Origin of the sequence: Beijerinckia sp. 28-YEA-48 (assembly GCF_900104955.1) — a bacterium.
Classification (GTDB): Bacteria; Pseudomonadota; Alphaproteobacteria; order Rhizobiales; family Beijerinckiaceae; genus Terripilifer.
Map to the genome: position 1 here is coordinate 5146071 of NZ_FNSI01000001.1, position 23783 is coordinate 5169853.

The 23783-nt window shown below is 62.4% G+C and carries 19 protein-coding genes; 5 read left to right on the forward strand and 14 right to left on the reverse strand.

Features of this window, described 5'->3' with window-relative positions:
- Positions 1–30 precede the first annotated feature (30 nt).
- The 4 genes from BLW50_RS24110 to BLW50_RS24125 all read right to left on the reverse strand — a co-directional run bounded on the left by BLW50_RS24110 (position 31) and on the right by BLW50_RS24125 (position 2754).
- Complete coding sequence (locus tag BLW50_RS24110; protein WP_090707412.1) at positions 31–993, reverse strand: hypothetical protein; 963 nt, start codon at positions 991–993, stop codon at positions 31–33.
- A gap of 12 nt (positions 994–1005) precedes the next feature.
- Positions 1006–1533 carry a SixA phosphatase family protein gene (locus BLW50_RS24115; RefSeq protein WP_090707413.1) on the reverse strand — a complete coding sequence of 176 codons (528 nt, stop codon included), beginning with the start codon at positions 1531–1533 and terminating at the stop codon, positions 1006–1008.
- A gap of 8 nt (positions 1534–1541) precedes the next feature.
- A complete protein-coding gene (locus BLW50_RS24120) occupies positions 1542–2384 on the reverse strand; it encodes an AAA family ATPase (RefSeq protein ID WP_090709621.1) in 843 nt (280 codons plus the stop codon).
- A 115-nt stretch (positions 2385–2499) separates the two neighbouring features.
- On the reverse strand, positions 2500–2754 hold the full coding sequence (locus BLW50_RS24125) for a GlsB/YeaQ/YmgE family stress response membrane protein (RefSeq protein ID WP_090707414.1): 255 nt from the start codon (positions 2752–2754) through the stop codon (positions 2500–2502).
- A gap of 183 nt (positions 2755–2937) precedes the next feature.
- Between BLW50_RS24125 and BLW50_RS24130 the strand changes: the two genes are divergently transcribed.
- Both BLW50_RS24130 and BLW50_RS24135 read left to right on the forward strand, forming a co-directional pair.
- Positions 2938–3894, forward strand: a complete 957-nt coding sequence (locus BLW50_RS24130) for an amidohydrolase family protein (protein ID WP_090707415.1) — start codon at positions 2938–2940, stop codon at positions 3892–3894.
- 41 nt (positions 3895–3935) lie between these two features.
- Positions 3936–5111 (forward strand): vWA domain-containing protein, encoded by a 1176-nt coding sequence (locus tag BLW50_RS24135; RefSeq protein ID WP_090707416.1) that lies wholly within the window; start codon positions 3936–3938, stop codon positions 5109–5111.
- Positions 5112–5319: 208 nt separating this feature from the next.
- On the opposite strand, the gene BLW50_RS24140 is transcribed toward BLW50_RS24135, so the two are convergent.
- From BLW50_RS24140 to BLW50_RS24160, 4 genes are all read right to left on the reverse strand, one after another.
- Complete coding sequence (locus BLW50_RS24140) at positions 5320–6405, reverse strand: YeeE/YedE family protein (protein WP_090707417.1); 1086 nt, start codon at positions 6403–6405, stop codon at positions 5320–5322.
- A gap of 186 nt (positions 6406–6591) precedes the next feature.
- Positions 6592–9273 (reverse strand): alanine--tRNA ligase, encoded by a 2682-nt coding sequence (gene alaS, locus BLW50_RS24145; protein WP_090707418.1) that lies wholly within the window; start codon positions 9271–9273, stop codon positions 6592–6594.
- Between the two features lie 521 nt (positions 9274–9794).
- Positions 9795–10862: a recombinase RecA gene (gene recA / locus BLW50_RS24150; RefSeq protein ID WP_090707419.1), complete on the reverse strand. Its 1068-nt coding sequence runs from the start codon at positions 10860–10862 to the stop codon at positions 9795–9797.
- Between the two features lie 823 nt (positions 10863–11685).
- The gene (locus tag BLW50_RS24160) at positions 11686–12678 is read right to left on the reverse strand and encodes a Bug family tripartite tricarboxylate transporter substrate binding protein (RefSeq protein ID WP_090707421.1); all 993 of its coding nucleotides are present in this window, start codon (positions 12676–12678) and stop codon (positions 11686–11688) included.
- Between the two features lie 120 nt (positions 12679–12798).
- On the opposite strand from BLW50_RS24160, the gene BLW50_RS24165 reads away from it, so the two are divergent.
- Positions 12799–13299 (forward strand): MarR family winged helix-turn-helix transcriptional regulator, encoded by a 501-nt coding sequence (locus BLW50_RS24165; protein WP_090707422.1) that lies wholly within the window; start codon positions 12799–12801, stop codon positions 13297–13299.
- Here BLW50_RS24165 and BLW50_RS24170 read toward each other — a convergent pair.
- From BLW50_RS24170 to BLW50_RS24185, 4 genes are all read right to left on the reverse strand, one after another.
- Positions 13296–14279 (reverse strand): aromatic ring-hydroxylating dioxygenase subunit alpha, encoded by a 984-nt coding sequence (locus BLW50_RS24170; RefSeq protein ID WP_090707423.1) that lies wholly within the window; start codon positions 14277–14279, stop codon positions 13296–13298. The genes BLW50_RS24165 and BLW50_RS24170 overlap by 4 nt on opposite strands.
- Before the next feature lie 6 nt (positions 14280–14285).
- A complete protein-coding gene (locus BLW50_RS24175) occupies positions 14286–15263 on the reverse strand; it encodes an ABC transporter substrate-binding protein (protein ID WP_244544371.1) in 978 nt (325 codons plus the stop codon).
- Between the two features lie 173 nt (positions 15264–15436).
- Entirely contained in the window at positions 15437–15820 is a 384-nt protein-coding gene (locus BLW50_RS24180) for a hypothetical protein (RefSeq protein WP_090707425.1), read from the reverse strand.
- Positions 15821–15952: 132 nt separating this feature from the next.
- Positions 15953–18412, reverse strand: coding sequence for a cell cycle histidine kinase CckA (locus BLW50_RS24185; protein ID WP_244544491.1), 2460 nt, complete (start codon positions 18410–18412; stop codon positions 15953–15955).
- A 514-nt stretch (positions 18413–18926) separates the two neighbouring features.
- Here BLW50_RS24185 and BLW50_RS24190 point away from each other — a divergent pair.
- Complete coding sequence (locus BLW50_RS24190) at positions 18927–19889, forward strand: flagellar biosynthetic protein FliO (protein ID WP_090707427.1); 963 nt, start codon at positions 18927–18929, stop codon at positions 19887–19889.
- A 201-nt stretch (positions 19890–20090) separates the two neighbouring features.
- Here the strand turns inward: BLW50_RS24190 and dksA are convergent, their stop codons facing one another.
- Positions 20091–20513, reverse strand: coding sequence for an RNA polymerase-binding protein DksA (dksA, locus tag BLW50_RS24195; RefSeq protein WP_090707428.1), 423 nt, complete (start codon positions 20511–20513; stop codon positions 20091–20093).
- Between the two features lie 151 nt (positions 20514–20664).
- Positions 20665–21876 carry an NADP-dependent isocitrate dehydrogenase gene (locus tag BLW50_RS24200; protein ID WP_090707429.1) on the reverse strand — a complete coding sequence of 404 codons (1212 nt, stop codon included), beginning with the start codon at positions 21874–21876 and terminating at the stop codon, positions 20665–20667.
- A 284-nt stretch (positions 21877–22160) separates the two neighbouring features.
- On the opposite strand from BLW50_RS24200, the gene BLW50_RS24205 reads away from it, so the two are divergent.
- Positions 22161–23738: an ABC transporter substrate-binding protein gene (locus tag BLW50_RS24205; protein ID WP_090707430.1), complete on the forward strand. Its 1578-nt coding sequence runs from the start codon at positions 22161–22163 to the stop codon at positions 23736–23738.
- The last annotated feature ends 45 nt before the right edge of the window (positions 23739–23783 follow it).

Below are 23783 nucleotides of genomic sequence, written 5' to 3' on the forward strand. Positions count from 1 at the left end.
CCATTCGTCTGCCGCTCGCCCGAAAAGGCGTTATTCGGCCGGTAATCGGGCCGGCAAGCTGTCGACAGCGCGGCGCACCAGGGCGATTTCGGCGCGATAGGGGCCGATTTCGACCGAGGCCATATTGACCAGGGCGCGGAAGAAATTGGGAGTGGCGCGGCCATCCGCGTCGAACAGTTTGAGATCGTCGGTTGGGCTGGCGGCGATGCCCTCGCTCATCTTGGCGGCGTAGTTGCGGATGCGGACGGATTCGCCGGTGCAGGCCATCGGCGGGATGGCCGGTCCCGGCAAAGGGCCAAGCGCGGGCAGGCCCAGCGAGGCGATGCGCACCGGGGCCAGGGAGACGGGCGTCGGCGTGCGCTCGCCCATGCCAACGGCGATGGAGGGCGCGCGGACCATGGCCACGCGGCGATCAGGCACGCGGGAGCGGGTGACGGCGACGGCGCGTCCGCGCGTGACGCCGCCCCGACGGTGCGAGGCCAGCCAACGCGCTCGCAGCGTATTGCCGAGGCCGCGGGTGGTGAGGCCGTTCAAATTGGCGCTCTGGCGTTTGCCGCTGCTTTTGCCGCGACCGCCGGCACTGGCCACCACCGGGCCGCCGCATTCGGCCGGCGCCCAGCGCGAGATGATGGCGAGCGCGCTCTTGCGATTGAAGTCGAGGTAATAGCGGCGCAGCAATTGCGCCGCGACGGCAGCGCCTTCGTCAGCCGAGGAAAAGGCGACATGCCCGGCGTTGTCGGTGGCGATCTCGCCGCTCCAGCGGGCGCTTTTCACGCACCAGTAATTGTTGAGGCGGATGCAGCGCGGCAGAGTGGCGGGCTCCGGCGCGAACAGCATTTGCGCGCGACGGTTGAGATCCGTGTCGAGATGCAGCGCCGCCTGCACGCGCCAATTGGAGACAGCGCGATTGGCTGGCAGATACAGCGCCGGCGTCAACGCCAGCTGGGGAGCGGAGCCGATATTGAGCAGTAAAGCAAAAATCTCGGCCAACATGTGCTGATCCGTTCAATCGTCTGTGTCGTCGGCGTCAGGGCGCAAGAGCTTCGGGGTGGTGAAATAAGCCAAATGTGCTTTCGCCGCGTTGAGTTCGATCCATTCGCTGGCATCGAATGCGAATACGGCTAGCGCCGCCGTCGGGAAATGATCGATGACGTCAGCGACGCCGCCCAGCGTGGCCAGCGAATGCGCCAGTTCCGCCATGCCCGGATTGTGGGCGATGACCATGATGCGCTCGGCCGGAGGCGGCGTTTGCATGACGGCCTTCAACAGTGTGGCGCTGTCGGCCAGATAGAGTTCGGGATCGAGGTGCTGTTCCACGGGCCGATCAAACTGGGCGGTAACGATGTCGAAAGTCTGGCGGGTGCGTTCGGAATCCGAGACCAGGGCCAGGTCCGGGACGAGGCCGCGCTCGCGCAAATGCTTGCCGATGAGGGCAGCGTCGCGCTCGCCGCGGTTGGTGAGCTTGCGGCCATGGTCGCCGTTCGGCGAGGACCGCTCTGTCTTGGCGTGTCGCAGGAGAATGAGCTGAAGCATCGCCGCCGTTACCGCTCGCGCCGATTGAGGAAGACGAGGCGTTCGAACAGATGCACGTCCTGCTCGTTCTTGATCAGCGCGCCATGCAGGGGCGGGATCGCCTTCTTGGTATCCCGCTCGCGCAGGGTTTCGACGGTGACATCTTCGTTGAGCAGCAGTTTCAGCCAGTCGAGCAGTTCAGATGTCGATGGCTTCTTCTTCAGGCCGGGCACGTCGCGGACCTCGAAGAATATCCGCAGCGCTTCCTCGACCAGCCGCTTCTTGATGCCGGGGAAATGCACGTCGACGATGCGCTGCATGGTCTCCTGATCGGGGAAGCGGATGTAGTGGAAGAAGCAGCGGCGCAGAAACGCGTCCGGCAGTTCCTTCTCGTTGTTGGAGGTGATCACGACGATCGGCCGCTTGGCGGCACGCACGGTCTCGCCGGTCTCGTAGACATGGAATTCCATGCGATCGAGTTCGAGCAGGAGATCGTTGGGAAATTCGATGTCGGCCTTGTCGATCTCGTCGATCAGCAGCACCGGGCGCTGGTCGCTGACGAAGGCCTCCCAGAGCTTGCCGCGGCGGATGTAATTGCTGATGTCGGAGACTTTCGGATCGCCGAGCTGGCTGTCGCGCAGGCGGGATACCGCGTCATATTCATAGAGGCCTTGCTGAGCCTTGGTGGTCGATTTGATGTGCCAGGTGATGAGCGGCGCGTTCGCGGCCTGGGCGATTTCTTCGGCCAGCACGGTCTTGCCCGTGCCCGGCTCGCCTTTGACCAGCAAAGGACGTTCAAGAACGATGGCCGCGTTGACGGCCACCTTCAGATCGTCGGTTGCGATGTAGTTGTCGGTTCCTTCAAAGCGCATCGCGCCGCTCACCCTTTCTGTTCCAGAGCCGTTTCGGCGCTGGCATTTGACTGGCTCGCATACTGTTCACGCGAGCCGATATTCCGCGCCCCTATTTATCGCGTTTGGAAATGCTCTAAGCTCGCTTTATCAGCATAACAATCAGCAAGATTATGACAGCGCCTATGGTGGCGTTAATGATCGAACCGACCATGCCGCCACCAATGAAAATGCCGATCTGGGGTAGCAGCCAGCTGGCGACGAAGGCGCCGATAATACCTAAAACAATGTTGCCTATGAGGCCAAACCCGCCGCCGCGGACGATGAGGCCGGCTAACCAGCCCGCGACTGCGCCGATGATGAGAGTAATCAGAAGTGCGCCCAGATCCATAGCTTACCTCCTCAGTGTCGCCGGTCGTCTTGCGGCCGCGATCTCCTAGAACCTAGTGCGGGGCCGGCGCGATGGCGAGCGCTTTCTTAAATTCGCCCAGGGGCGGTTTCACCCGCCGGTCCAGTGATGTATGGCCTGTGTCGAGGCTATAAAAACATCTGAAAACCATTTGGAGGAAACACGATGGCGCAGACCCGCCGTATCGACGTTCATCATCATGTCCTGCCGGATTTCTACAAGGACGTGCAGCGGCAGGCGGGGATCATGGGCAGCGCCTATCAGGCGTTCCCGGAATGGACGGCGGAGAAGTCTCTCGCCCTGATGGATGAAACGGGCACCGCCACCAGCATTCTCTCCTTCACCTCGCCGGGGATATTCTTCGGTGATGTGGCTCAGACGCGCGGGTTGGCGCGCCAGTTCAACGATTGGCTCGCGGAACTGGTGGCACGCCATCCGCGCCGGTTCGGCGCCTTCGCCTTTCTGCCTTTGCCCGATGTGGACGGGGCCCTGGCCGAGATCGCCCGTGTCTATGACGACTTGAAGCTCGATGGCATTTGCCTGCTCACCAGTGTCGATCAGCGCTACATCGGCCATCCGGATTTCTGGCCGGTCTATGAAGAGTTGAATCGTCGCAAGGCGGTGGTGTTCATTCATCCGTGCTATCCGCCCGGCACGGAGGCGCTGGGCTGGGACATTCCGCGCATGCTGATCGACTATCCGTTCGAGACGACGCGGGTTGCGACCAATCTGATCTTCAACGGCGTCACCGAAAAACTGCCGGATATCAAATTCATCCTCTCCCATGCCGGTGGCACGCTGCCGATGCTGGCGCATCGCATCTCGCTGTTCGACAAGAAGACCAAGCAGCGGGAGCAGTATCCGCACGGGGCGCTGCATTACATTGCGAAGTTCTATTACGATACGGCGCTCAGCGGCCATGCCGCGCCGCTCGATGCGCTGACAGCTTTCGTGCCGCCGTCGCAGATTCTGTTCGGGACGGACTATCCCTATGTGTCGGAGGATATCGCCATCGCCGAAACAAAGGGCTTCGACGCCTATGGCAAGTTCGATGCGGCCACCCGTGCGCTGATCGAGCGTGGCACGGCGGAAGCTTTGTTCCCGAGGTTGAAGGGGCTTTAGGGCGGTTGGACAGCCTGGGCGCCCAGGGTTAGGATCGGGCCATGTTTCTGACCTTCTTCACGGCGCTCAAGGATGCGCAGGTGCCCGTCACCCTGCGCGAATATCTCGTGCTGATGGAAGCGCTCGATAAGGATTTGGCCGACAAGTCGGTCGATGAATTCTACTATCTGGCGCGCACCATTCTGGTGAAGGACGAGCGCAATCTCGATCGCTTCGACCGGGTGTTCGGCACGGTCTTCAAAGGGCTGGAAAACCTGCTCGAGGCCATGGAAAAAGCCGAGATCCCGGAGGAGTGGCTGCGCAAGCTGGCCGAGAAGTATCTCACCGACGAGGAGAAGCGGCAGATCGAAGCCATGGGCTGGGAAAAGCTCATGGAGACCCTGCGTGAGCGGCTGCGCGAACAGAAGGGCCGGCACCAGGGCGGCAACAAATGGATCGGCACCGCCGGCACCTCGCCCTATGGCGCCTTCGGCTATAATCCCGAAGGCGTGCGCATCGGCCAGGATAGCAATCGCAATTTCCGCGCCGCCAAAGTGTGGGACAAGCGCGAGTTCAAGGATCTCGATGGCGACATCGAGCTCGGCACGCGCAACATCAAGGTGGCGCTGCGGCGCCTGCGCAAATTCGCCCGCACCGGATCACCCGATGAGCTTGATCTCGATGGGACGATCCGCGAGACAGCGCAGCGCGGCTATCTCGACGTGCAGATGCGCCCCGAGCGGCGCAATGCGGTGAAGGTGCTGTTGTTCTTCGACGTCGGCGGGTCGATGGATTGGCACATCAAACAGGTCGAGGAATTGTTCTCGGCGGCGCGCACCGAGTTCAAGCATATGGAGCATTTCTATTTCCATAACTGCCTCTATGAGGGCGTGTGGAAACAGAACGTGCGCCGCTTCACCGATCGCACGCCGACCTGGGACGTGCTGCACACCTATGGCCACGACTATAAGGTGATCTTCGTCGGCGATGCATCGATGTCGCCTTATGAAGTGTCGATGCCGGGCGGCTCGGTCGAGCACAACAATCCGGAAGCCGGCATCATCTGGCTTGAGCGTGTGACGCGCACCTATCCGCATGCGATCTGGCTCAACCCGGTGCCGCAGAACCAATGGCGCTATACGCAGTCGATCAAGCTGATCGAGGCGGCGATGGATGGCCGCATGTTTCCGCTGACCATCAAGGGCCTCGAAGAGGCGATGCGGGAATTGGTGCGATAGGACAAGAAGAAAACCTTGGTGTCATTCCCGACGCGCCGTAGGCGCGAGCGGGAATCCAGAGCGTGTGGTGGAGTGTACAATCACAGTACCGCAGCGCGATCTTCAATGCATCAAGGCAAGCATCCGTCGCTTGCTCTGGATCCCCGCTCGACTGCTGCGCGGCCGTCGGGGATGACACTGAGGCTTCGGAACGTTCTTGTGGCGTATCTTACGCCCTGATAGCGCCGGACTTCACAGCGCCGCTGCGCGCCTTCACCGCCGCGCGACTGTCAACCGCAATGCCGATCCACATGCCGGCTGCAATCGCAGCTATGGCGAGGAAGGAGCCGGGCGACAGGGTTGAGACGCCGGAGAGGCCCTGGCCGGTGGTGCAGCCAAGCGCCATGACGCCGCCAAAGCCCATCAGGATAGCGCCGCCGAGATAGCGCAGCATCTGGCGCGGGCCGTCAAAGCCTTGCAGGCGGAAGCGTCCGCCGATCAGCGATGAGAGGAAAGCGCCGCCGAGCGCGCCCGCCAGGAAGGCGACACCGAAGTCGATCTTCGCGCCGGTATAGGTCATCAGATATTGCACGCCATTGGCGAGCGGCGCGATGAAAGCGGCGCTCCACGGCTGCAACTTGTCGAAGCCGTCATCGCCGAGAAGCACCGAAGCGCTCCAGCCTGCCGCAATGGTGGCGCCAATGGCGATGGCGGCAAAACCGCGCCAGGCGCCAGCGAAGGCGGCGAGCGTTAAAGCGGCGACGAGCGCGATGGCGGCGATGACGTAACGACCAAGGGCGGCGAAGCCCGCCGTGGTGGCGAGATCGGCGGCCGGCGCCTCCGGCCGGGCGATGGCTTCGACAGGTAGGCGCAGCGGCGCCAGGATGCCGCGCATGGTGGCGTAGGCCGCAACACCGGCGACGAGAATGACGACGAAGGCGCGCAGATTGCCGCTCGCCGCCAGCACGGTCAGGCGACCGGCGCAGCCGCGCGTCATCGCCGCGCCGAGGCCAAAGATGAGCCCGCCGACGATGAGGCCAAAGAGACCATTGGTGTTGGACAGATAGACCGATTGCGACAGGTCGAGCACACCGGCGCCAACCAAGACTTGCGTGAAAGCAAGCGCTGCCAGGACTCCGGCGAAATAGGCGGTCAGCCGGCTGTTCGAGCCTTCGTTGCGCGCCTCTTTCAGGCCGCCGAGCAGGCAATATTGCGAGCTCTCGGACAGAGCGCCGAAGGCAAGGCCGATGAGGACGGCGGCAAGGGCTACGGCGAGGCGGGGCTCGCCGGCAAAAGATTGGATTTGTTCGAGCATGACACGCTCCGCCGTGCATTGCGGCAGTTGAGAACCTGCTGAATATATAATCCCGTCCTTGGCGGAGGACAATGTGATTTAAGTATAATCACATTCTGTGTTTGTATTTATAGTTTAAGACGCCGGCGAAAGTGCTCGCCGAGCGCTCGTCTTAAAGGCTGTTCCCCAAACGCTATCGACTAAGCGCTAGCCACCGAGCGCTTGGGCGATCGCGGCGACGGCCTCGTCGGCCTTGCTCCCGTCGGGACCGCCGGCCTGGGCCATGTCGGGGCGGCCACCGCCGCCCTTGCCGCCGAGCTTCTCGGAGGCAACGCGGACGAGATCGACCGCATTGAACTTGTCGGTCAGATCGCGGGAGACGGCGACGACTACGCCGGCCTTACCGTCGCCGGTGACGCCGACAATGGCGACGATGCCAGAACCGACGCTCTGCTTGGCTTCGTCGGCGAGGGATTTGAGATCCTTCATTTCGACGCCGGAGACCGAACGGCCGAAGAATTTGACGCCGGCGATGTCGCGCACCGCCGTGTCGCCGCCGCCAGCACCGCCACCCATGGCGAGCTTCTTGCGGGCGTCGCCGAGTTCACGTTCGAGCTTGCGGCGTTCGTCGATCAGGTTCGTCAGACGGCCGGCGGCATCGCTTGCCGGCGCCTTCAACAATTGCGCCACTTCGCGCAAGCGCCGGGCTTCCTCGTTGAGGTGACGGCGGGCGCCATCGGCGGTCTTGGCTTCGACGCGGCGGACGCCAGCTGCCACCGCGCCTTCGGCGACGATGGTGATCAGGCCGATATCGCCGGTGCGCGCCACGTGGGTGCCGCCGCACAGTTCCACCGAGTAATCGCGGCGGCTATTGTCACCACTTGCATTATCGCCGCCAGCATTGGTGCCCATGGAGACGACACGCACTTCGTCGCCGTATTTTTCGCCAAACAGCGCGCGGGCGCCAGACGCGATGGCGTCCTCGACACCCAGCACACGGGTGATCACCGGCTCGTTCTGCAACACCACCTTGTTGGCGATGTCCTCGATTTCGGCCAGTTCAGCGTCGGTGATGGGCTTGGGATGCGAGAAGTCGAAACGCAGCCGGCTGTCTTCGACCAGCGAGCCCTTCTGGGCGATGTGATCGCCGAGCACCTGGCGCAGCGCCTCGTGCAGCAGATGGGTGGCGGAATGATTGGCGCGGATCGCCGTGCGCCGGCTGTGATCGACGGTCAGTTCGACAGCCATGTCGAGCACGAGTTTCGCCGAATCCTTGTGAACCTCGACGTCGTGGACGAAGAGATCGCCGAGTTTCTTCTGGGTGTTCTTCACGTCGGCTGTGATGCCGGCGGCAGTCATCAGGCCGGTGTCGCCGACCTGGCCACCGGATTCGCCGTAGAATGGCGTCTGGTTGACGATCACGAGGCCGCTCTGGCCCGGCAGCAGCTCATTGGTCTCCTGGCCGTCGCGGAGGATGGCCTTGATGATGCCTTCCGCGCGTTCGGCGTCGTAGCCCAAGAATTCGGTGGCGCCGACCCGGTCCTTGATGGCGAACCAGATGGTTTCGGTGGCGGCTTCGCCGGAACCGGTCCAGGCCTTGCGGGCTTCGGCGCGCTGGCGTTCCATCGCCGCGTCGAAAGCCGGCAGATCAACGCCAATGCCTCGCGCCCGCAGCGCGTCCTGGGTCAGATCGAGTGGGAAGCCGTAAGTGTCATAGAGCTTGAAGGCGGTTTCGCCTGAGAGGCTCGCGCCGGCAACGAGCGTCTTGGTCTCGTCGTCGAGAATGGCGAGGCCGCGCGCCAAAGTGGTGCGGAAGCGGGTTTCCTCGGTGCGCAGCGTTTCGGTGATGAGCGTTTCAGCGCGCACCAGTTCCGGATAGGCGCGGCCCATCTCGCGCACCAGTTCGGGCACGAGGCGCCACATCAGCGGCTCCTTGGCGCCGAGCAATTGGGCGTGGCGCATGGCGCGGCGCATGATTCGGCGCAGCACATAGCCGCGGCCTTCGTTCGACGGCGTCACGCCATCGGCGACGAGGAAAGAGGAGGCGCGCAGGTGATCGGCGATGACGCGATGGCTCGCCTTCTGCGGGCCATCGGCGTCGACGCCGGTGGCTTCGGCCGAGGCGCGAATCAGCGCCCGCATCAGGTCGATGTCGTAGTTGGAATGGACGCCCTGGAGGATGGCGGCGATGCGCTCGAGGCCCATGCCGGTATCGATCGAGGGGCGCGGCAGCGGCACCCGGTCGCCAGGCGCGATCTGGTCATACTGCATGAAGACCAGGTTCCAGAATTCCAGGAAGCGGTCGCCGTCCTCGTCGGGGGAGCCGGGCGGTCCGCCTTGCAGGGCCTCGCCCTGGTCATAGAAGATTTCCGAACAGGGGCCGCAGGGGCCGGTGTCGCCCATCTGCCAGAAATTGTCGCTGGTGGGGATGCGGATGATGCGGTCGTCGGAGAAGCCGGCGATCTTGCGCCACAGCGCGTGGGCCTCGTCGTCGGTGTGATAGACGGTGACGAGCAGGCGGTCCTTGGCCAGGCCGAATTCCTGCGTGATCAGTTTCCAGGCCAGTTCGATGGCCTGTTCCTTGAAATAATCGCCAAACGAAAAATTGCCGAGCATTTCAAAGAAGGTGTGGTGGCGGGCCGTATAGCCGACATTGTCTAGGTCGTTATGCTTGCCGCCGGCGCGAACCACCTTCTGGCTGCTGGTGGCGCGGTTGTAGGGCCGCTTCTCGACGCCGGTGAAGACGTTCTTGAACTGCACCATGCCAGCATTGGTGAACATCAAGGTCGGGTCGTTGCGCGGCACCAACGACGACGAAGGGACGATTTCGTGGCCATTCTTGGCGAAGTAGTCGAGGAAGCTCGACCGGATTTCGTTGACGCCGCTCATGTTGGAAAACTGAACCTCGGACCGTAGTTGCAATGGCTGCGGCCCCAAGCAGGCAGCATGCCGGGTGGGCTTGCGCTGATGATGGTCGCAGGGGTGCGCGGCGGAGCTTGGCTCCGCCGGAAGCGGCCCGTTCTAGCGTGGTTTTGACGGAAATGGAAAGTCCGGCTTTTGCCCAGCTGCGGGTTCAGGCGCCGGCATGGCGGAGGCCTGCTGGCGGGGCGGCGCGAGGCGGGGCGCGGCAGGGTGCCTGAGGCAGTGTTTCGGCGGGCGACGCAGGCCGGGAGAGCGCCGAGAAGGGATAAATGAGGTGAAAAAAGGGGGCGAAACGGGAGCAACACCGGACATACGCACCGGCGACACGCTCCCGTTTCGCAAGACGGGTGGGACAGGGACTGGCCTGTAGAGGGGACCTTTCCACAAAACCGAAGCAAAAACGTGCAGGCGGCAGCTTCACGTTTTCGATGCGACCCTGTCCGCGCCCGTAATCAGAGCTGATGCAGCCCGACCGAGCGCTTTTGGCGCTAGTCTTCTTCTTCCTCGGGGCTGGCATCGAGGATGCGCTCGGCGATCAGGCCGGAATTCGCGCGAATGGCGGCCTCGATGCGGGCGGCGACATCGGGGTTTTCTTTGAGGAAATTCTTGGCGTTCTCGCGGCCCTGGCCGAGGCGCTGGGAATCATAGGAGAACCAGGCGCCGGACTTCTCGACCACGCCGGCTTTGACGCCGAGGTCGACCAATTCGCCGTTCTTGGAAATGCCTTCGCCGTACATGATGTCGAATTCGACCTGTTTGAACGGCGGGGCAACCTTGTTCTTGACCACTTTGACGCGGGTCTGGTTGCCGACGACTTCGTCGCGGTCCTTGATGGCGCCGATGCGACGGATATCGAGGCGCACCGAAGCGTAGAATTTCAACGCATTGCCGCCGGTGGTGGTTTCCGGGCTGCCGTACATCACACCGATCTTCATGCGGATCTGGTTGATGAAAATGACCATGGTCTTGGAGCGCGAGATCGAGGCGGTGAGCTTGCGCAGCGCCTGGCTCATCAGACGGGCCTGCAGGCCGGGCTGAACGTCGCCCATTTCGCCCTCGATTTCGGCTCGCGGCGTCAAAGCCGCCACCGAATCGATGACCAGGACGTCGATGGCGCCGGAGCGCACCAGGGTGTCGGTGATTTCGAGCGCCTGTTCGCCGGTGTCGGGCTGGGAAATCAAGAGGTCGTCGAGCTGGACGCCAAGCTTGCGGGCATAGATCGGGTCGAGCGCATGTTCGGCATCGACGAAGGCACAGACGCCGCCGCGCTTCTGCGCTTCTGCGATGACATGCAGGGTGAGGGTGGTCTTGCCAGAGGATTCCGGGCCGTAGATTTCGACGATACGGCCGCGCGGCAGGCCGCCGACGCCGAGCGCCACGTCGAGGCCCAGCGAGCCGGTCGGGACGGTCTCGATTTCGACCGCCTGCTGGTTCTTGCCCATCCGCATGATGGAGCCTTTGCCGAAGGCGCGCTCGATCTGGGAGAGGGCGGCGTCAAGCGCCTTGGTTTTATCCACGGAGGTACCTTCCACGAGGCGGAGATTGGCTTGGCTCAAGGGTCTGCTCCTTCTGGCACGATGCCGGCAAACAGCGCAACGGCGGGCGTTTCTTTGTCTGTGGAGGAGACTGTACGCTGTTTGTTCTCACTCGCAAGTTCTTTTTTTGTTCCTGCCAGCGGCTCCTGACAGGAACTGTCAGGAGATGGTTAAGGCCGCGCTAAAATAGGTTGTTTGTTACGATCGCTGCAACGTCATCTTAGGCGCATTAGGAGGTTCCGCTCGATTTCCTACCGAGGCGAGCCGACACTGCAGCCGATGGAATTTAGCGATGTGAGCGATGACCAGGTTTCGCGTCTTACTATTCGGTCTCCTGATCGTCGGCGTTTTATTCTACCTCCTCCCGGCTTGGGCCTGGGTATTGCTCCTGCTCGGGTCCGTATTTGTCATTCTGACATGGGGGTGGACAGCTCCCAAGTCGGCCCTCGAAGTCCTTTCCGAGCGGTATCCCAGAATTGCAGGTACGCTGGCTTTGGCATTTGGATTTGGCGTGCTGGGCTCCTGCCTGTTTCGGCTCTACCGCGCATACGCTGAGGGTGTCATTTGCAGCAGATACAACTCCTGCATGACATTCGACGCTCACCCGTTCAGTTTCGTATTCGAGGTTGTCCTGACAGCATTTGCTTTTTTGATATTCGCGATGCTTGGGACGGCTATCTTTTTGGCGCTACGAAGCGACCGCCGCCGAGAGAACCGCGCCAGGAATGCACCGCCCCTCGACCATGCGATCCGGCGATCAGTTGACGAGCGTTAGACCACGGCATGTTGTCGGCAACATGAAAGGGCGTGTCCGTCAAACAGCGCCCTCTCTATGTTGAGCGTCTCACTCGATCTTCAGCCCACGCTCCTGGATCAGCTTGCCCCAGATCGCCGTCTCCGACTTGATGTAGTCGGCCATGGCTTCCGGCGTGCCGCCCAGAATTTCGACGCCCATGTCTTCGAGCGGCTTGCGGGTGGCGGCGTTCTTCAGCGCTTCGTTGAGCGCGACGGAGAGCTTGTCGAGCATCGGCTTGGGGGTTTTGCCGGCGGCGGCGATGCCCTGCCAAGCGTAGAGCTCGACGCCGGACTGGCCGAGTTCCAGGAAGGTCGGCACGTCGGGCAGGCTCGCCAGGCGCTTGGCCGAGAAGACGGCGAGCGGGCGCAGCTTGCCGGCGGCGAAATGCGTCTGGCCGGCCACCGTATCGACCACCATCACCGGCACATGGCCGCTGAGCACGTCCTGCACGGCCGGCGCCATGCCGCGATAGGGCACATGCACGGCGGCGAGGCCGGAGCGCGACATCAGCATTTCCATGGCCAGGTGATGCGGGCTGCCGGTGCCGGGCGAGGCGAATTTCACCGCTTCCGGATTGGCCTTGGCGGCGGCGGCGAGGTCGGCAAAGGTTTTGTAGGGCGTGTCGGGTGACACCGCCAGCACTAGCGGGAAGCGCGCCAAGAGGCCGATGGGCGCCAGCTCGTCGACCTTGTAGGACAGTTTCGAGAACAGGAACGGGTTGAACACATAGGTGCCGTTGTCGCCGCTGATGATGGTGGCGCCGTCGGGCGCGCTGCGGGCGACATCCTGGGCGCCGATGGCGGTGGCGGCGCCGGGCTTGTTTTCGATCACCACCGGATGGCCTGTCAGCGTCGACATCTGCTGGCCGATGGCACGTGCCACCACATCGGTGCCGCCGCCGGCGGGATAGGGCACGATCCAGCGGATCGGCTTGAAGCTGTTGTCTTGCGCTTGGGCCGTTGGCGCGGCCACTGTTAGAAACGTCGACGAAAACAAAGCGGCCGCGAACATGGCGGCCGGACGGTGAAACAATTTACGCATGAGGCGCCTCCCTGTGATGGCCAAGCCTAGCGCCTTGCCTCGAGGTCCGGTAGTCGGTCCTGTGGCCTTGAATCTTGGCCCTTAGTCTGGCTCCGTTCGTCTTGCCTTGGGTAAGGAAATATGTACGCACGCACACGATCGCTCGGCTTCGTCGTCAATCAGGCCGCACGGCTCATGCACAAGGTCATGCGGGCGCAGCTCGACATGAAGGGCATGCAGCCAGCCTTCGTGCCGGTGCTGCTGTGGTTGTCGGAAACCGATGGCCTGACGCAGATGGATCTCAGCCGGCTCGCCGCTGTCGAACAGGGGTCGATGGCCGAGATCGTCAAGCGCATGGAGAGCGAAGGTTTTATTGAGCGCCGGCAGGACAAGAGCGACGGCCGCAAGCAGACCATTCACCTGACGGTGCGGGCGAAGCGGCTCAATCCGAAGGTGAAGGATTGGCTCGAAGCCAACAATGCCAGTCTCGCCACAGGCGTTTCCGAGAAAAATCTCGATATTTGTTTCGACGTGCTGGCGCAGATCGTCGCCAATCTCGAAGCGCAGCTTCCAGCCGACGCGGGCAAAGCGAAGCCGGCGCGCAAGCGCCGTGCTTCATCGGACGATCAATCGAGCAATTAATCGAGCTTATGTAGGCCAGCCATGATCGCCTGAGCCCGCGCGATGGCCTGATCCTGGCGCAGGTTCATGTCGCGCATCTGCGGATGGGCGAGAATAGTCTTGTGCTGCGCCTCGACCATCTCGCGGTCTTCATCATGCACCTTGGCGTTCTCCGCATCGAGTTTGCCGGTGAGGACAGTGTCGTCGATGAGAAAGTTGCGCGAGATGGCGACAAAATAGTGATGGCTCGTCTCGCTTTCAGGCGTGATGAAATGATCGAAGCGCAGATCGAGGGCGCCGTCGGCATCTTCATTGCGCACGAGAATGAGGACATTGCCGGGCCGCTGCCATTCGGAGATCGAACTGCGATCGACGAGGCCCTTGAAGTCGCGCCAGATGCGATGCGCCGGCGGTGGCTCGACATCCTTGAACACGCGCGTGCAGCGCACCTTGTCGCCGAAGGTTTCGACGACAAGCGGATCTTCCGCCAGCCGATCCTGGGCGAAGGCAATGGTGCGGGCGTGGACGAAGGCGACGTGGGAGAGATCGAGCAGATTGTTGGTGACGAGCTCAGCTGGCGCCCGCACGTGGAGATATTGCGTCAGTTCGGCGTTCCACGCTTTGTCTTCGCGCCAGGGCAGCGCCGGCAGTTCCGCTTCTGGTTCGCCGTCACCCGGCCAGATCCAGACCATGCCGTAACGCTCGATCACCGCATAGGCGTGCGCCTTCAACGAGGGCGGAATGCGGCTTTGGGCGGGAATGCGTTCGCACGCACCGGTGCGTGAATATTGGATGCCGTGATAGGGACAGGCGATGGTTTCGCCGATGACATGCCCCATCGACAGTGGCGCGCGCCGATGCGGGCAGACGTCGGCGAGCGCTGCGATCTGTCCCGACACGGTGCGAAAGAGAACGACGCTCTCGCCGAGGATCGTGCGCGCCAGGGGTTGCGCGCCGATCTCGCCGCTGGTGGCTGCCACATACCAATAGTTTTTCAGCATGATGTCTCAGCCGCCGACGAATTGGTTGGTGAAGAGGTCGGCCACCGGCGTGGCTTTCTCGATCAGCCCGTTGGCCAGATAAAAGTCCTGTACCTTGGCGACCCGCGTCGGATCGAACTGGCCCAAGGGAAAGCCATTGGCGGCGGGATAGACCTTCTGAGCGTAGAAGGTCAGGATCTTGGCGATCGACGGCAGTTCGCTGTCGGGCCGGTCGATCTCCTTCAGATAGGTGGCCGCGCTCTCCTGCGGATTGGCGGCGACGGCGGCAACGCCTTTTAGAACGGCGCTGACGAAACGGCGCACCAGATCAGGCCGCGCCTTGATCGTCGCGTCGCTGGCCAGAAGCGCCTGGGCCATGGCGGGAAAGGCACTGTCGATCTGGAAGGTCTCGATCGCGACGGCGTTGTTCTCAAGCGTGACGGCCCATTCGGGCGCACCGACGATCGCCTGCAGATTGCCGCTGGCCATCAGGGCGGTGATGCCCGTCGGACCAACGGCTTGGATGTTGGCTGAGTTCTTGTCGAGACCAACGCTCGCGAGCACGCCGAGCAGATTGTAAAACGAGGTGTCCTGATAGCTGACGACGCCGATCTGCTTGCCCTTCAAGTCAGCGAAAGAGCGGATGCCCGCGTCCTTGCGGACGATGAGCTGATGTAGGGCGTGTCCGCCCAGCAGAGCCACGGCGCGCACGGGAATGCCATTGGGACGCAGAATGATCGGCGTGTCGCCGATGCCGCCGGCGAGATCGGCATTGCCGGCCCCCACCTGCTTGGCACCATCGACACCGCCCTTGGCGGCCTGGAAGGTGACGTCGAGATTCTCGGCGGCGAAAAAGCCTTTCGCCTTGGCCACCTGGAAGGGCGCGAAAGCCGGCAATGTCGGGATCGTCGGAAACAAATACAGCAGCTTGTCGGCGGCAAAGGCCGGGCGTGCACCGAGACAGCTGGCGAGCAGCAGGCCGCCGGTGAAGGTTCTTCTGTCCAAGTTCTTTGCTGAGTTTTTTGCCAAGGCCATGTTGCCACCTCGAAAGCCGGAATGCTTTCAGGTGATCATGAGACTAATTCTAAGTCAATAGGACCCTATGTATTTTGGCGCATGCCGATGCGGGCGCGGTTGTGCGCCTGGTCATGATCAATGCGTTGATTGGGGCCCGGGTCTTATGGGGCCGGCGATTTACCGGGCTCGATCTCGCGAAAGCCAACATAGTCTTGCGGCGCGGCGCGCTGAAGCTCGCGGAATGTCCCTTGCGGCTGGGGCGGGGAGCTGACGGCGCCAACGGGCATCGGGTCAGCCGCGGTGGGGCGTATCCGTTCGGCTTCGGGGACCGATTGGGATGCCGAGGCCGCGACAGGCGATGGCGGCAGAGGCACTAGCCTCATCGTCGTGATCCGCGGTGGAACGCTGGTGGACTGCGGGCGAAGGAAAAGCAGGGCGGCCACCGTGCTCAGGACGGCGACACCGATGAGCGCGCGTTCCAGCAAGGCGCTGCGGGGACGCTTGCGGTAGGCGGGTCGGGGCAATTCCTGAAAAAAGAGCGGCAAGGTGCAAATCCTGGCGACTGCGCATCAAGCGCAAGCCGCCAGAGTTTCCCGCAACATGGTGAATAAAGCCTTGCGGGCAGGGGCAGGGACAGGGACAGGGACAGGGACAGGGACAGGGCAAGCGGACGGGTGCTAGCCCATCGCGCCTTTCACTGTCTCGATCAGTTGTTTCAGCGGGAAGGGTTTCGGCAGGAAACCGAAATCCTCGCCGGCGGGCAGATTGCGGGCGAAGGCATCTTCCGCATGGCCGGACATGAAGACGATCTTCGCCGTCACACCGCGCTTGCGCAGTTCACCCAGCATGGTCGGGCCGTCCATGATCGGCATCACCACGTCGGAGACGATCAGATCGATCTGGCCACCGACTTCGCTGACGATGTCGAGTGCGTCCTCGCCATTGCTGGCCTCATGCACCGTATAGCCGCGCGAGGCGAGCGCGCGGGAGGCGAAGGCGCGCACCGCTTCCTCGTCCTCGACCAGGAGAATGGTGCCGTGGCCGGTGGCGTCGGCGGCGGGGCTGATCGGCTTGGCGTCTTCGCGACGGGCGTTTTCTTCTTCGACCGTCGGGATATGACGCGGCAGATAGATGCGGAACAGCGCGCCCTTGCCCGGTTCGGAATCACAGAAGATGAAACCGCCGGTCTGCTTGACGATGCCATAGACTGTCGACAGGCCAAGGCCGGTGCCCTTGCCGACTTCCTTGGTGGTGAAGAAGGGTTCGAACATCTTCTCCTTCACCTCGGGCGGGATGCCAGCGCCCGTGTCCTGCACCTCCACCACCACATAATCGGCGGGCACGAAGCCGGGCTCGGTGACATGGGCGGCTTCGGCGGCGGTGACATTCTTGGTCGCCAGCATGATCTTGCCGCCGTCAGGCATGGCATCGCGCGCATTGACGACGAGATTGACCAGCACTTGTTCGAACTGGTTGATGTCGGCCTTGACGAACCACAGGTCTCGGCCGTGGCGCACGTCGATCTCGACCTTCTCGCCGACGAGGCGGCGCAGCAAGATTTGCAGATCGGATAGCGCGTCGTTGAGCTGCAACACCTGCGGGCGCAGGGTCTGGCGGCGTGAGAAGGCCAAGAGCTGGCGCACGAGACCCGCAGCGCGATTGGCGTTCTGCTTGATCTGCATGATGTCCTGGAAGGACGGATCGGTCGGCCGGTGGCGGGCGAGCAGCAGATCGGAAAAGCCGATGATTGCTGTCAGCACGTTGTTGAAGTCATGGGCGATGCCGCCAGCCAACTGGCCGATCGCCTGCATCTTCTGCGCCTGGGCGAAGCTTTCCTGCAGGGTCTTCTGTTCGGTCGTATCGAGGGCGAAGACAAGCGCGCTCGCCTCTTCGTTGGCATCCTCGCCGGGGGTGACGAAGAAACGGGCCGAGCGCGGCGTCTCGCCGCCAAGCCCGACGTCAACGGGCTCCGTGTCGGTGCGATGGGCGAGGGCATCGGCGATCACCTTGCGCAAGGTGTCGCGGTCGCGATCGATAATGCCGCTGAAGATGGAGCGGCCGTTTTCAGCAGCGCCCGACACCGCCAGCGGCATCAGGCGGGCGAAGCCAGCATTGGCGCTGAGAATGCCGCCATTGCGATCGACGGTGGCGATGGCCATCGGCGTCTGGTTGAAGAAGCGGGCGAAGCGCACTTCCGCCGCGCGCAGATTCTCTGCCGGCTCTTCACCAGCGGCGCGGTTGATCACCAGGGTACGCGACGGGCCTTGCGCGCGGTCCTGAGCGAAGGCGACGCGATGGATGACGCGCACCGGCAGGCTCTGGCCGTTTCGGCGCTTGAAGTCGACATCGAAGGTTTCGGTGCGCACTTCACTGGCGCGTCCGGCCACGGTGCCGATCAGGTGGGCGCCGTCGCCAGCGACGATATCGGCCAGGCGCAGACCGCCGGAGCCATATTGCGCGAGATCGTAATCGAGCCAGCCGGCGAGCGTGGCGTTCATATAGGTGATCTTGCCGTCGGAGCCGCAAGAGAAGAAGCCCGCTGGCGCATGATCGAGGAAATCGATGGCGTGCTGCAGTTCCTGGAAGACGTTTTCGTGGCGGGCGCGTTCGCGGGTGACGTCGGCGACAGTCCACAACGTGGCGCGCTTCTGGCCGAAACGCTCGAGCGGCCGAACGCGAATGCGATACCAGCCAACGGCACCTTCGCCAGCCAGCGGCGGGCTCAAGCGTAGTTCTTCTGAACCGCGCTTGCCGTCGCGCGCTGCCTGAGCAAGTCGATAGATAGCCTCTGACACTTCCGGCGTGCCAGAAAACAGACGCTCGACCGTGCGCAGATCAGCCAGGTCGTTGGCGCCAGCCAGCGCCATATAGGCTTCGTTGGCATAGAGGACGCGGGTGTCGCCCTGGGTCACCAGCATGCCTTCGACGCCGGTGTCTGAAATCAGTTTGGTGATGTCGTTCTTGGCCGCCTGTCCCGACAATTGCAGGAAGCCGACCGCATAGGCGAACAGGCCGATGACACCGATGATCGCCAAAAGGGCGAGCAGGCCGAGGGTGAGCCGGCCGGCATCCTCAGGATTGAGGAAGGAGAAGGAGGCGGCAGTGCCCACCAGGACCAGGGCCAGGACGAGAACCATGCCGGGACTGCCGGTGCGCTCGGTCCGGTCGACGACGCTCGGCGCCGAACTTGGCGCGGCGTTCGGCGAAGAACCTGGCGGCGAATTTGGCGGGGAGCTTGGAGAAGATCCCTGGCTAACCTGGGTCATGGAGGCTCGATCTGGCGCAGCCCGTTCGCCGGGATGACAAGCGGAGAATCAGGCCGGAATAGTGCGAATTCAAGTTAATTGCACGAAAAACGAATGAAATCATCAGGTCGTTGTTTCCGCCGATGGGCTACGGTCTTATGTTTCGGGCGTGCGTTTGGCAGGTTGGCTTCGTCAAACGCATGAAAGACGCGCCAAAACGAGGATCCGGGGGTAAATCGTCTTTCGATCGAAATCCGATTGGCTCCAGGCAAGGGCCATCGTGGTTAACCATTTCTTAACGTCGCGAAATATCGCGTTGTAAGGCGTGCTAAAGTATTGGCAGATAGTGTTGCATATTGTTTTGCTTGATGAGTTTGCTTTGGGGCGAGGCGGAGTGTAGGCGGCGATGCAGTATCTGACCACCATTCTGGGCGACGGAAAGCCCTTGCTGCAAATCGTATTGGGGCTTGCCGCTGCACTTTTAGTGCTGCTGATCGCTGTGGCCCTGTATCGTGCGATCATCGGACGCCGCATTCGCGGCGCCGCGGGCGGGCGGGCGCGCCAGCCGCGTCTGGGCGTCGTGGATGCCTATGATCTGGATCGCCAGCGCCAGCTCGTGCTGATCCGTCGCGACAATGTCGAGCATCTGGTGATGATCGGCGGTCCTAACGACATTTTGATCGAATCGACCATTTCCCGTGTGCCGGTTTCCGTGGATCTGCGTCAGCCGAAGGATTTTGCTGCTGCGGACGCGACGGTAGAGCCGCCCGCGATGGCCATGACACCGCCGGTGATCGCGGTCGCGCCAGCCGCGCCGGCCCCTGCAGCTCCGATGCCCGTGGCGCCAGCGCCGGTTCCTGTGGCTCCCATCCCTGTCGCCCCTATCCCCGTGGCTCCTGCGCCTAGGCCGATCCCGCCGCAGCCTCCTGCAACCGCTCCCGCGCCAGCCGCGCCTGTGGTGACGCCGCAGGTCGCGGTTCCCAAGGCCTCTCCGGCGCCGGCTGTCGCGCCGCCGCCGGCCGCTCGTCCGGCGGGTCCCTTCGTGCCGCCACCGCCGCCGCAGCCGCGTCCTTTGACGCCGCGCCCGCTGACACCCTCCGTGTCGCGCGCTGGGCCGACTCTGCCGCCGCGTGTCGATCCGGCCGCGCCTAAGCCAGCCTCTACGCCGCCTGTCCCGCCGCCATCGCCTGCTGCACTGGCGCCTATCAAGGTCGAGCCCAAGATCGAATTGCCGCCGGCTCCGCCGCCACAGCCGGAACCAAAGCCGGAAGTGAAGCCGGTCCAGGCGGCCCCCAAGGAACTCGATCCGCTCGACGCGCTGGAAGAGGAAATGGCGAAACTGCTTGGTCGCCCGACCGACAAGAGCTGATCGCCAGAGCTCATCCTGTTTCGATCAAATAGGCTGCGAACAACAAAAAAGGCCCGGATGACGGGCCTTTTTCAATTCTGAGGTCTTGTCGGGGACCAGCTTCAGAGCGTTTCACAGCGCGGTGGAATCGCCGAGCGCCATGAAGACGCGTCAAAACAAAGGTTCTCGGCAAATCGCGTTTCTGTCGAAATGCGATTTGCTCTAGTCGTCGCGATAGACTTTTTCGCGCTTCTCGTGGCGTTCCTGCGCCTCGATCGACAGGGTTGCGATCGGTCGTGCGTCGAGCCGCTTCAAGGAAATCGGCTCGCCGGTCTCCTCGCAATAGCCGTAGGTGCCTTCATCGATGCGGGCGATGGCGGCGTCGATCTTGGCGATCAGCTTGCGCTGGCGATCCCGCGCCCGCAGCTCGATGGCCCGGTCCGTCTCCGACGAGGCCCGGTCAGCGATGTCAGGGTGGTTTTCGCTTTCAGTCTGCAGGGTGGCCAGCGTCTCGCGGGCCTCCTTCAGAATGTCGTCTTTCCAGTTGATGAGTTTGCGACGAAAGTACTCGCGCTGGCGCTCATTCATGAACGCCTCTTCGTCACTCGGGCGATAGTCCCCGTCAATGATGTCCGCTGAAGCCATGCGTATCACACTGTCTCCGATTGGATCGGAGCGGCTTATAGCGAAACGGCCTAGCCTGGACAATGGCGTCGTTAGCTCTATCCCACGACAAATGAAAACGGGCGCGGTAACCGCGCCCGTTTCTGTAGCATTGCCCGGAGCTTGCTAGCCCTTAAGCCATGGCCTTCTTGAGGTTTTCGTCGATCTTGTCGAGGAAGCCGGTCGTCGACAGCCACTTCTGGTCGGCGCTGACCAGGATCGCCAGATCCTTGGTCATGAAGCCTGATTCGACCGTGTCGACGCAGACTTTTTCCAGGGTCTCGGCAAACTTCAGCAGGGCGTCGTTGCCGTCCAGCTTGGCGCGGTGCATCAGGCCACGGGTCCAGGCAAAGATCGAGGCCATGGAATTGGTCGAGGTTTCCTTGCCCTGCTGATGCTGGCGATAGTGGCGGGTAACGGTGCCGTGGGCGGCTTCCGCCTCGACGGTCTTGCCGTCGGGGGTGGTCAGAACCGAGGTCATCAGGCCGAGCGAGCCATAGCCCTGGGCGACGGTGTCGGACTGGACGTCGCCGTCGTAGTTCTTACAGGCCCAGACATAGCCGCCGGACCACTTCAGGGCCGCCGCCACCATGTCATCGATCAGGCGATGTTCGTAGGTGATGTTGGCAGCCTTGAACTTGGCAGCGAACTCGGTGTCGAACACTTCCTGGAAGATGTCCTTGAAGCGGCCGTCATAGACTTTCAGGATGGTGTTCTTGGTCGACAGATAGACCGGGTATTTGCGGGCCAGGCCGTAGTTCAGCGAGGCGCGGGCGAAGTCGCGGATCGAATCGTCGAGATTGTACATCGACATGGCGACGCCGGCGCCCGGGAACTTGAACACTTCCCGCTCGATGACGGTGCCGTCATCACCTTCGAACTTGATCGTCAGGCGGCCCTTGCCGGGGATCTTCAGGTCGGTGGCGCGATACTGGTCACCATAGGCATGACGGCCGACGACGATCGGCTGGGTCCAGCCGGGCACCAGGCGCGGGACGTTCTTGCAGATGATCGGCTCGCGGAAGATCGTGCCGCCGAGGATGTTGCGGATCGTGCCGTTAGGCGACTTCCACATGTCCTTGAGGTTGAACTCTTTCACGCGCGCTTCGTCGGGCGTGATGGTCGCGCACTTGACGGCGACGCCGTATTTCTTCGTCGCTTCGGCCGCGTCGATGGTGATCTGGTCGTTGGTCTCGTCGCGCTTCTCGACCGACAGGTCATAATATTTCAGGTCGATGTCGAGATAGGGGTGGATGAGCTTGTCTTTGATGAGCTGCCAAATGATGCGGGTCATTTCGTCGCCGTCCATTTCGACGACCGGATTGGCGACCTTGATCTTCTGCATGTGGCGCGACCTTTCAAATTCAGGGCAGCTATGGATGGGCCGGGATCGGCCAGATGAATTCCTGTGCCGGACGGTCCTCAAATGCGAGGGGCCATCCGGTCGGCGCGCCCCCTTAGCATGGGTGGCCGAAACGGCAAATACGGGTGCCTCGACCATCAGCCAAAATTTCGCGAGGGCTGGCGGGAAACGAAAAGCTGCAATATCGTGCAAACCCTAGGGAGAGCGCCTAATCGCCGGGATTTATACGCCGGCACATCACTTGCGCTCGGAGAGGGAGGGAAAATATGCTCACCAAAGGTCGATTCACGCGTCGATTTGGACTGGCCGTCGTTGCCGCTTCGGGGGCGGCCGCCGCCGGGCTGATGCCGCTGCCGGCCCTGGCCCAAAAGGCCCAGGATACGTTGCGCATCGGTGCCTACCAGCCGATTTCGATCATCGACGCCCTGTATGACCCGCAGCCACAGACCAATCTGATGGACCGGGTCGTTTTCGACACTTTGGTGCAATACGATTCGGACAAGCGCGAAGTGGTGCCCGGCCTGGCGGAATCCTGGAAATTCCTCAATGACACCACGGTCGAGTTCAAACTGCGCCAGGGGGTGAAATTCCACGACGGGTCGGACTTCACCGCTGACGACGTGGTCTATACGGTCAATTTCGTCATCGATCCGTCGAGTAAGTTCCGCTTCAAGGAAACCCGTTTCGGCCTGTTCGAGTCGATCGAGAAGATCGACAATTACACCGTTCGCCTGAAGGTCAAATCGCCTTACGCTTCGCTGTTGACGCGCATGGCCTCGACCCTGCCGATCTATCCGGCGCACATCCACAGCAAGCTCGCCGATAAATCGACGTTCGGCCGCAATCCCATCGGCACCGGTCCCTATAAGGCGACGATGGTCGATCCCAGCAAGGGCGTCATCCTGGAGAGGAATCCCTTCTTCAAGGAGGTCAATGCCGGCCAGCCGGCGGCCAAGATCGGCAAGATCGTCGTCATGCCGATTCCCGATCAGCAGACTCAGCTCGCCAAGATGATGATCGGCGAGCAGGACCTGATGTATGACGTGCCCACCGACATCGCCGAGATGATGAAGGGCAATCCGAATATTCAGATTTCGGTGCGTCCCAGCATCTCCTTCACCTATCTGGCGCTCGATGCGGCCAATCGCTCGGGCTTCGATAAGTTCAAGGACATTCGCGTGCGCGAGGCGATGTTCCGCGCCATCGATCGCAAGGCCTTGGTCAATGCGTTGCAGCCCAAGGAAATCGCCGACCAGCCGTTGCAGCAGGCGATGTGCCACTCGTGGCATTATTCCTGCGCATCGTCGATCGACCCACCTTCCTATGACCCGGCCAAGGCGAAGCAGCTTTTGACCGAGGCCGGCATGCCCAACGGGTTCAACGTGACGATCGCCACCTGGGGCGCGGCGCGGCCGGTGGCCGAAGCGGTCGCCGGGCAATTGCGCAAGGTTGGCATCAACGCGGCGATCGACAGCCTGACGTCGACCGGTTTCATCACCAAGCGCGCGGCTGGCCAGCTGCAGGCCTATATCGTGCTTTGGGATAATGGTGGCGGCACGCCGGACGTCGAATCGACGGTCAACTTTTTCTATGAGAAGGGCGATCGTAACTACAATCAGGATTCGGAGCTGGAGGAGCTGCAGAAGCAAGCCCTGGCCGAAATGGATCCGAAGAAGCGCGAAGCACTCCACAAGCGCATTTTCGACAAGGTGACCACCCAGCGTTATTCGATGCCGATCACGCCATTGGCTGCCATCATCGCCCACAGCAAGGACGTGAAGATTCCCGTCAGCGGCACCAAGAAGCCGGAAGGCTTCATGTTCAACCTGCTGGAATGGAAATGATCCTGCGGCACTAGAAGACAAAGGGGCGGCGCTCGGACAGGGGGC

What these genes read in the sequence shown, in the direction of transcription:
- BLW50_RS24110 (WP_090707412.1), bottom strand. Translation starts at nt 993, where the DNA reads ATGTTGGCCGAGATTTTTGCTTTACTGCTCAATATCGGCTCCGCTCCC.
- BLW50_RS24115 (WP_090707413.1), bottom strand. Translation starts at nt 1,533, where the DNA reads ATGCTTCAGCTCATTCTCCTGCGACACGCCAAGACAGAGCGGTCCTCG.
- BLW50_RS24120 (WP_090709621.1), bottom strand. Translation starts at nt 2,384, where the DNA reads ATGCGCTTTGAAGGAACCGACAACTACATCGCAACCGACGATCTGAAG.
- BLW50_RS24125 (WP_090707414.1), bottom strand. Translation starts at nt 2,754, where the DNA reads ATGGATCTGGGCGCACTTCTGATTACTCTCATCATCGGCGCAGTCGCG.
- BLW50_RS24130 (WP_090707415.1), top strand. Translation starts at nt 2,938, where the DNA reads ATGGCGCAGACCCGCCGTATCGACGTTCATCATCATGTCCTGCCGGAT.
- BLW50_RS24135 (WP_090707416.1), top strand. Translation starts at nt 3,936, where the DNA reads ATGTTTCTGACCTTCTTCACGGCGCTCAAGGATGCGCAGGTGCCCGTC.
- BLW50_RS24140 (WP_090707417.1), bottom strand. Translation starts at nt 6,405, where the DNA reads ATGCTCGAACAAATCCAATCTTTTGCCGGCGAGCCCCGCCTCGCCGTA.
- alaS (WP_090707418.1), bottom strand. Translation starts at nt 9,273, where the DNA reads ATGAGCGGCGTCAACGAAATCCGGTCGAGCTTCCTCGACTACTTCGCC.
- BLW50_RS24160 (WP_090707421.1), bottom strand. Translation starts at nt 12,678, where the DNA reads ATGCGTAAATTGTTTCACCGTCCGGCCGCCATGTTCGCGGCCGCTTTG.
- BLW50_RS24165 (WP_090707422.1), top strand. Translation starts at nt 12,799, where the DNA reads ATGTACGCACGCACACGATCGCTCGGCTTCGTCGTCAATCAGGCCGCA.
- BLW50_RS24170 (WP_090707423.1), bottom strand. Translation starts at nt 14,279, where the DNA reads ATGCTGAAAAACTATTGGTATGTGGCAGCCACCAGCGGCGAGATCGGC.
- BLW50_RS24185 (WP_244544491.1), bottom strand. Translation starts at nt 18,412, where the DNA reads ATGGTTCTCGTCCTGGCCCTGGTCCTGGTGGGCACTGCCGCCTCCTTC.
- BLW50_RS24190 (WP_090707427.1), top strand. Translation starts at nt 18,927, where the DNA reads ATGCAGTATCTGACCACCATTCTGGGCGACGGAAAGCCCTTGCTGCAA.
- dksA (WP_090707428.1), bottom strand. Translation starts at nt 20,513, where the DNA reads ATGGCTTCAGCGGACATCATTGACGGGGACTATCGCCCGAGTGACGAA.
- BLW50_RS24200 (WP_090707429.1), bottom strand. Translation starts at nt 21,876, where the DNA reads ATGCAGAAGATCAAGGTCGCCAATCCGGTCGTCGAAATGGACGGCGAC.
- BLW50_RS24205 (WP_090707430.1), top strand. Translation starts at nt 22,161, where the DNA reads ATGCTCACCAAAGGTCGATTCACGCGTCGATTTGGACTGGCCGTCGTT.